Origin of the sequence: Arthrospira sp. PCC 8006 (assembly GCF_046480465.1) — a bacterium.
GTDB lineage: Bacteria > Cyanobacteriota > Cyanobacteriia > Cyanobacteriales > Microcoleaceae > Limnospira > Limnospira platensis.
This window is the reverse complement of the sequence record NZ_PKGG01000236.1, coordinates 1-7,406: the sequence shown is the minus strand read 5'-3', so window position 1 is coordinate 7,406 and position 7,406 is coordinate 1. Positions and strand designations below refer to the sequence as shown.

General features: G+C 40.6%; 7 protein-coding genes and 1 pseudogene. 5 read left to right on the top strand and 3 right to left on the bottom strand.

Annotated features, from left to right (window positions below; genetic code table 11):
- Positions 1-160: 160 nt before the first annotated feature.
- On the bottom strand, positions 161-295 hold the full coding sequence (locus B9T16_RS23400; RefSeq protein WP_410245898.1) for a hypothetical protein: 135 nt from the start codon (positions 293-295) through the stop codon (positions 161-163).
- 383 nt (positions 296-678) lie between these two features.
- A pseudogene (locus B9T16_RS23395) lies at positions 679-2,478 on the bottom strand (FHA domain-containing protein); the annotation flags it as partial.
- 185 nt (positions 2,479-2,663) lie between these two features.
- Here B9T16_RS23395 and B9T16_RS23390 point away from each other — a divergent pair.
- The 5 genes from B9T16_RS23390 to B9T16_RS23370 all read left to right on the top strand — a co-directional run bounded on the left by B9T16_RS23390 (position 2,664) and on the right by B9T16_RS23370 (position 6,892).
- Complete coding sequence (locus B9T16_RS23390; protein WP_006616734.1) at positions 2,664-4,283, top strand: protein kinase domain-containing protein; 1,620 nt, start codon at positions 2,664-2,666, stop codon at positions 4,281-4,283.
- Between the two features lie 7 nt (positions 4,284-4,290).
- The gene (locus tag B9T16_RS23385; RefSeq protein ID WP_410245897.1) at positions 4,291-5,556 is read left to right on the top strand and encodes a serine hydrolase; all 1,266 of its coding nucleotides are present in this window, start codon (positions 4,291-4,293) and stop codon (positions 5,554-5,556) included.
- A gap of 138 nt (positions 5,557-5,694) precedes the next feature.
- On the top strand, positions 5,695-6,471 hold the full coding sequence (locus tag B9T16_RS23380) for a GUN4 domain-containing protein (protein WP_014277316.1): 777 nt from the start codon (positions 5,695-5,697) through the stop codon (positions 6,469-6,471).
- 16 nt (positions 6,472-6,487) lie between these two features.
- The gene (locus B9T16_RS23375; protein ID WP_014277317.1) at positions 6,488-6,715 is read left to right on the top strand and encodes a hypothetical protein; all 228 of its coding nucleotides are present in this window, start codon (positions 6,488-6,490) and stop codon (positions 6,713-6,715) included.
- Positions 6,716-6,736: 21 nt separating this feature from the next.
- Entirely contained in the window at positions 6,737-6,892 is a 156-nt protein-coding gene (locus B9T16_RS23370) for a hypothetical protein (protein ID WP_231852037.1), read from the top strand.
- A gap of 320 nt (positions 6,893-7,212) precedes the next feature.
- Here the strand turns inward: B9T16_RS23370 and B9T16_RS23365 are convergent, their stop codons facing one another.
- The gene (locus B9T16_RS23365; RefSeq protein WP_157888753.1) at positions 7,213-7,356 is read right to left on the bottom strand and encodes a hypothetical protein; all 144 of its coding nucleotides are present in this window, start codon (positions 7,354-7,356) and stop codon (positions 7,213-7,215) included.
- Positions 7,357-7,406 lie beyond the last annotated feature (50 nt).

The following is a 7,406-nucleotide window of genomic DNA, read 5'->3' as shown; positions in this document are numbered from 1 at the left end:
GTACCCCTATAAATTAGTGACTTGCGTGAGATTAGGTAGGTATCGGGTGTCTCTGGTAAAGCAATTCCCTATGATTATGTAGGTATCAGCGAGAGMTGACGAAACAAGTCACCAGTTGAAAAGTTGTTTAGGGGTATCGCTTCAGTATGTCATAGCCAGGTTAGTCGTGATTATGCGATCGCATTTTGTTGGTAGCGAGTAGGCTCCTCAAGATTTCACCAATAATCTGACTCCCACAGGGAACCAGGTAGGCGGTCTGATATCTTTGTACATTGATAGGGGTATCGTTGTACATTGATAACCTAGTGGGTTCCCCCTACGGCTACCTACAGCTATCATGTTGACTTGGAAGCATATCCCCCCCTAACCGAAACAAACACTCTTAGGGGTGCGACCGATGTGATAACAGTCAATGGTGAGGAACGAACCGATAGGCTTGCCATTGACGGGTATCACAAGGGAGTTACCCTATCGGTGTTTGGTTGGGGGGAGGAATGGATATTTGACAGATTGATTAAGTTGTGCTTGTTGACTGAGTAATCAACCGTTGACAGAATTATTTTCCTGTGCTAGGACTAGATTGTGAGTAATATCTGAGTAACTCGATAGGATATAGGGTTGAGTAATAACCCGCTATCGCTGTTAGGATAAGGGTTTATAGTTAACACGCTCTGACGCATCGGAACCGTCACCAAGAGTCAGGGGTTCTTGCTCGCGGATAGCCAAAGTAATCAAGGCAATTCCAATGGGAGCAGTTAGCAATGACAATCCCAAGTTAAATCGGTCGGCTAAAACTAATTGGATGTCTCGTTGTAAAAGTACCCTTATTTGCCTCAGAGGAGAAGGCTTAACCTGTTTTGGTTTATCTTTTAATTTTGTCGTCCTTTGATTGGCTTGATTGATTTCAGGAGAATTGGCATTAATTTTACCGGGAACAATCAGAGCGTCTAGGACATATTTTTGGTAGTCAGTATGCTGTTTAAATCGAGTATTCCACTGGTGGCAATAATCTTCGATGGAGCAGCCTTGATTTTCTTCTGGAGACTTTTCCAGTTCATTATAAATTTCAGCAAAGTCATCCCGTCCTACATTAAAAAAACTAGGAGCTTCGCTAGGGGGTCCGAAGTAACAGAGATTTCCTCCCCTTCCCATAAAGGCAACGCGATCGCACAAAGTGATATTGGCAGTCGCATGGGTAACAAGAGCTACAGTTCGATTTTCTGAGTGAGCTAACTTTCGCAGAAGTTGCATCATTTTTTTGTCTAATCCTGGATCGAGTCCTGATGTGGGTTCGTCGAGGAAAAATAACTTGGGGTCTGCTAAAAGTTCAACGCCAATGCTGACTCGCTTCAATTGACCACCACTTAGTTGGCTAATTAGGGTATGCCGTCGATCTAAAAGTTCAATTTCAGTCAGAGTTTTTTGAATAACTGCCTCAATATTTGTATCAGGGGGAAGACGTAATTGAGCAGCAAAAGTGAGAACCCGATCAACCGTCAGATTTCTATGTACGATATCTTCTTGAGGTACATAGCCAATTTGGGTACGGTAGATATTAAAATTTTGTTGCAGGTCTGAGCCGTTTAAATAAACATATCCTCCAGAAAGAGGTTGAATACCTAGCAGTGTCTTCAAAAGAGTTGATTTTCCCGTTCCACTTCCGCCAACAATTGCAATCAGTTGACCGGGTTCGAGTGGAATTGAAACACAATTGAGCAAAGTTTGGCTGTTTCGGGAATGTTTGGAAACAATGCGGGTAACTTCCCAAGCATCAAGACGCAATTTATCCCCCCGGTCTTGAAGGGTGAGGCGATCGCCACTCAACACCAAAATAAATGAACCGATGCGAATTGTGCAACCATCGGGAAGCCGCATGGATTGATTGACTTTCTGTTCGTTGACGAAAACACCATTTGTACTGTAGTCAAATAACTGGTAGTACCCACCATCAACCTTGTCAATGACAACGTGCTTTCTGGAAACCACAGGAGAATCAAGAACCAAGTTACAAGATGGGTCGCGACCTAGCATAATCGAACGGTTTTTGATACTAATTGATTGATTTCTCGTGGTGCTAGAGACAATGAATTTAGGGTTTTGGGGATTATGGTATTTCAGACGAATGAGAGTCATAGGATCTTGACCAATTTGCAACTCATCCCCGTCGAATAATTGATAATATTCCACAACCCCTACCCGGCGTTGCTCAACAAGCAGTCCATTTCGACTGGGTTGGCGAGTACCATTTTTGGTGATACCGTCGTAAATCTCATATTCATCGCCGTGGCGAGTTAAAGTAGCCTGGTAACGAGAAATTGCTAACCAGTCTTCGGGAGTCTTTAAATCTGCATCAGTAGCCCTACCAAGTATCAGTTGAGCCTTTTTTAGTGGAAATTTGATGGTTTGGGTCTGGTTTGTCAGTTCCAGATATGGATCGGAAGATGTTTCAAGCTGGGTTTTAGGTAGACTATGGCTCATGGGTTATGAAAACTATGCTATTAAGTTTTTTATGTTAAATTTTTTCAAGGTCAATCCGTTAAAACTTAAAAGAAAATTTATATTTCTTGGCTTGAGTTTCAGAGTTAAGCGTGTTATTGTTGGAATAAATAGGTATAAGCAATAAAGACAGTTCGTACTTAGAATGAACTGGTTAAGGAATTACTATGGCTGACCATTCTTTATTAAACCACCGCTATCAAATCATTCAGCCTTTAGGTTCTGGCGGTTTTGGAGAAACATTTCTGGCTGAAGATACTCAAATGCCATCCGGGCGAAGGTGCGTCATTAAACAACTAAAGCCTGTTACGGATAATCCTGATATTTATCAATTAGTACAAGATCGGTTTCAACGAGAAGCTGCTATTTTAGAGGAACTGGGAACGGCTCATCAACAAATTCCAACCCTCTACGCCTATTTTCGTGAAAATGACTTATTTTATCTGGTTCAAGAGTGGATCGAAGGTCAAACCTTAACGGACTACGTTCATCGCCACGGATCAATGCGTGAAAGCTCTGTCCGAGCTATGTTAGTCAGCTTACTGTCTGTTCTGGAATATGTTCACAGTAAGCAAATTGTTCATCGCGACATTAAACCTGACAATATTATGCTGCGATCGAGCAATTTAGAACCCGTATTGCTCGATTTCGGTGCCGTCAAAGAGACGATGGGAACCGTACTGAGTCACTCTGGAAATCCGACGCGATCGGTGGTTATTGGTACACCGGGGTTCATGGCTAGTGAACAAGCTATAGGTCGCCCTATATACAGCAGTGATTTATACGCTTTAGGATTGACTGCCATTTTCTGCCTAACTGGAAAAGTTCCCCAAGAATTTTCAACAGATCCTCTTAGCGGAAATCTCCTTTGGCGCTCTGAAGTCCCGACAATTACACCAAGTTTTGCTAACGCCATTGAACAAGCTATTCAATCTCATCCAGACAAGCGTTTTTCGACGGCTGGCGAAATGCGAGCTGCGCTGAATTTCACATCTCATACAGGTACTTCTGTTTCCCGGACTGGGCAACCTACAGCTACAATAATTTCTAGCAATCCCAACCAGCAACCTCCAACAATTGTTTCTTCTGTTCCCGTAGGTCAAGCAGCTACTATTCTTTCTCCAGCTCAGTCTATGAGTCCGACAGCATTACAAAATCCATCAACAATGCCAGAATGGGCTAAAGCAGTATTAACGGGTGGAATAATTGGCAGTTGCATTATTGTTGGACTTTTTGTCTCAAGATTTTGGAATAGTGTTGCTGATAATGCAATAGACAATCCTATAGCCGTTGAGGTTCAGCCGACAACTACAGCTTCTGCAAGCCAGACACCATCGCAATCGGAATCAGAAGCAGAATCTCAGCCACCAAAGCCTGCTGTACAAGCAATACCATCTATTACAGAAGAAAAAGCGGTTGCATTAGTTAAACAATGGCTTCAGTCTAAATCCCAAATTTTTGCACCTCCTTATAGTCGAGATGCTGCCCGTAATTTAACCACAGGTGCATTACTCACTGATTTAGTTAAAGCCGATGGCCCCATAACTTGGCTACAAAATAATAATGCTTATTATCAGTATGGAATTCAGCGCGTTGATTCTGTAGAGCGTTTTGAATCAGATGAAAACAATGCAACAATAGAGCTGATAGTTACAGAAGATGGCACATTATATCGCAACGGCAAACCCGACCCCAATAATGCTTATTTCAGTACATCCAGATATCGATATACCATAAAAAAAGAAAATAATCAGTTAAAAATATCCTGGTATCAAAAAGTTGATTAAATACATCATGGCTGTGCATAAATATTTTTTCAAAAATAATCATAAAAATCAGGGTGAACGTCAAGGATTGAGACGTGCCTATTTAGCGACTAACAATTACCCGAATAAAAAGCATTTATCAAGGTTAGCTTGGACTACAATTGTTATGTCAGTTAGTTTAGTTTTAGGACTAAGTGGAGCAGCTATTTTGTACTTTGTATTTCCTCCTAAACCTTCATTAAATGATGATCGCTATTTAGATAATACAATTTTTAGAGAGCCACCTAATAGTATAGATTTATCTCCAGATTCTGTAGATTTAAATATAACTTCTAGACTGGAATCAAGAGAAGGTATTAACCCCAATTGGGTTTATAATGTCACTAATCCTACTCACTTTAATCCAAATGATAATTTACAAAAGATTGTTAATGAAGTAGTTTATACTGCCAGAATGCGAGGTCTGCCAACTAATTCTTTATCTATACACTTGATTGATTTAAATCAACAAACTGAAGGCACTTATCAAGCTGATGTTTTTCGTTATCCTGCCAGTATCCCGAAATTGTTTTGGTTAGTCGCGTATTATTCCTTACAAGCAGAGCGCAACATTCCTCCTCAACCAATTGATTTACCACAAATGGGATGTGTTACTACTATTTGTAAACTCATCCAAAAATCTGATAATGAAGCAGCTAGCCGAATTGTAGATTTTATCACTGATACCACATCTATTTCCCATACAGAAGACTACCAAACTTGGCTAAATAAACGCTATTCTGTCAATTATTTCTTTCAAAAATCAGGATATTCAGGAATAAATATCAGTCAGAAAAATTTTCCCATACCCTATTTGGGAATGAATTATCCTCAAGGATGGGATCTGCGTATGCGTGGTGATAATCAGCCTCCAATTCGTAATCAAATGACGGCTCGACATGCGTCTAGATTAATGTATGAAATTGGTACTTATCAAGCTGTTTCTCAAACTGCATCAATGCAAATAATGTCACTGCTTAAAATAGATTTAAATCCTCAAGTGTGGAAGCCCGAGGAATATGATTCAGTTGATGGTTTTTTAGGAAAAGGAATTTATCAAAATCGACAAAAGATTGATTTTTATTCAAAAGTCGGGTGGACTAATGATTCTCGGCTCGAAGTCGCTTTAATTCATCATAGGTCTAAAAATAGAGCCTATATTATATCAGTCTTTGGCGATGGGGCTGCTTATGGAGAGGATTGGGAATTTTTTCCAATTATTTCACGCTTAGTTTATGAAAGAATGTTCGAGTAAAGAAAATAATGAGTTTTTTAAAATTTGCAAATCATTGGGGTGTATTTCTGATATTATTTTGGGTATCTGACTGGGTTTTTGCAGAGACTTGCAACATTCAGCAGATTGCGGACGGTACAGAAATAGATAAAGTTAGAATTGACATCGATCAATTTTTCACTTTTCCTTGATTTAATTATTGGAAAACTCTTCATTCAGCTTATGACTATGCACAACCCGAAGTTAATAAAATACAAAAATTTTTTTTATTTTTGGGGATTATCAATCATTGTTTTATTGCTTATTTTGGTTCAATTTCCTGCTCATTCAAAAATAGATAGCCAATACCATGTTCTTATAACCAGGTCTAGTTTGCCTGTTTTAAAGAGCCAAGGAGGACAGGATGTGGAGGCTATGTATTCTCGTTTAGAAAACTTTGCACAGGAGGGAGACTGGCGTAAGGCTGATGAGCAAAACTGGGAATTAATAAAGCAAGTTGGTAATAGATGGGGCAATTTAGGAAGACAAATCCGTCCCGAAGAAATTGCTCAAATTTCTTGTTCAGATTTGAGGAGAATTGATGAGGTTTGGAAGAAGCACTCAAATGGAAACTTTGGTTATAGTGTTCAACTTAAAGTTTGGAGACAGCAATTCAATACTACTCAACTTCAAGGGTTAATGGAGGGGGAGCGAAATCGTGAAGTTTTTCAAGCATCTCTTCGGTTATATGCAGCTTTGGGATGGTTGATTACTCCTTCTTATAAGAGGGATTACCAGAACTTTATATTTTATTTGCAAGCACCTCCAGGACATTTACCTTGTGATTCGGGAAATTCAGTAAATCATTGTTACACAGCCTGTGACTCAGGGAGAGCACCTGGCTTTTGTGGGGGTGTAATTGTGGAAAATTCTCGGTTTTTGGAATGTAGGCTTTAACCCCGTAAGTTACACTATGAAATCTAAATTTATGGATTTTCCCATGCAGAAAATTGCCCTGGCTTTTCTAGGCTTACTATTTGGCACTTTAGCCACAATAGAGACTTCTTTCGCCTATCCCCGTCTTAACTGGCGCAGTGCTGATTTTGAAGGTCGAAGATTGCGGAGTCGGCTTGGAAAACTGAGGCAGAGGCTCAAAAAAGAGGTGAGGCTCTTCATTTTGAGCATGGATTTGGGAATTTAGGGGTTCTCTGGATTCCCTATTATGAAAATCTCTCAGGACGAAGACTCTATCAAACGATTATTGTTCCTGAAGCAAATTGCGATCGCTTCTTACGTGAGAATATTCATAAGATTGATGGCAATGCTTACTGCTTTACCCCCAGTAATCGCGGCTTACCGGCTAACCGCAGAGGAGTAAAAATGTAGTAGCAATGTAGGTTGGGTGAAACGCAGTGAAACCCAACATCATTTAGAGATGGTGGCGTTGGGTTTCGTGACCTCCACCCAACCTACTCAAATTGGGGGAAAAAGGTCATACTAAGAGATGGTGGCGTTGGGTTTCGTGACCTCCACCCAACCTACTCAAATTGGGGGAAAAAGGTCATACTAAGAGATGGTGGCGTTGGGTTTCGTGACCTCCACCCAACCTACTCAAATTGGGGGGAAAGGCGATACTAAGAGATGGTGGCGTTGGGTTTCGTGACCTCCACCCAACCTACTCAAATTGGGGGAAAAAGGTCATACTAAGAGATGGTGGCGTTGGGTTTCGTGACCTCCACCCAACCTACTCAAATTGGGAAAAAAGGCGATCGCCTGTCTAGTCATTTTTCCTTGATGGGTGGGAAGGAGAGAATGACTGGAAACTCGGGTGCTAAATTGCATAAATTTATCGATCCGAGCCGATAACTATTTTAGGGAAACCCGAAAACCAC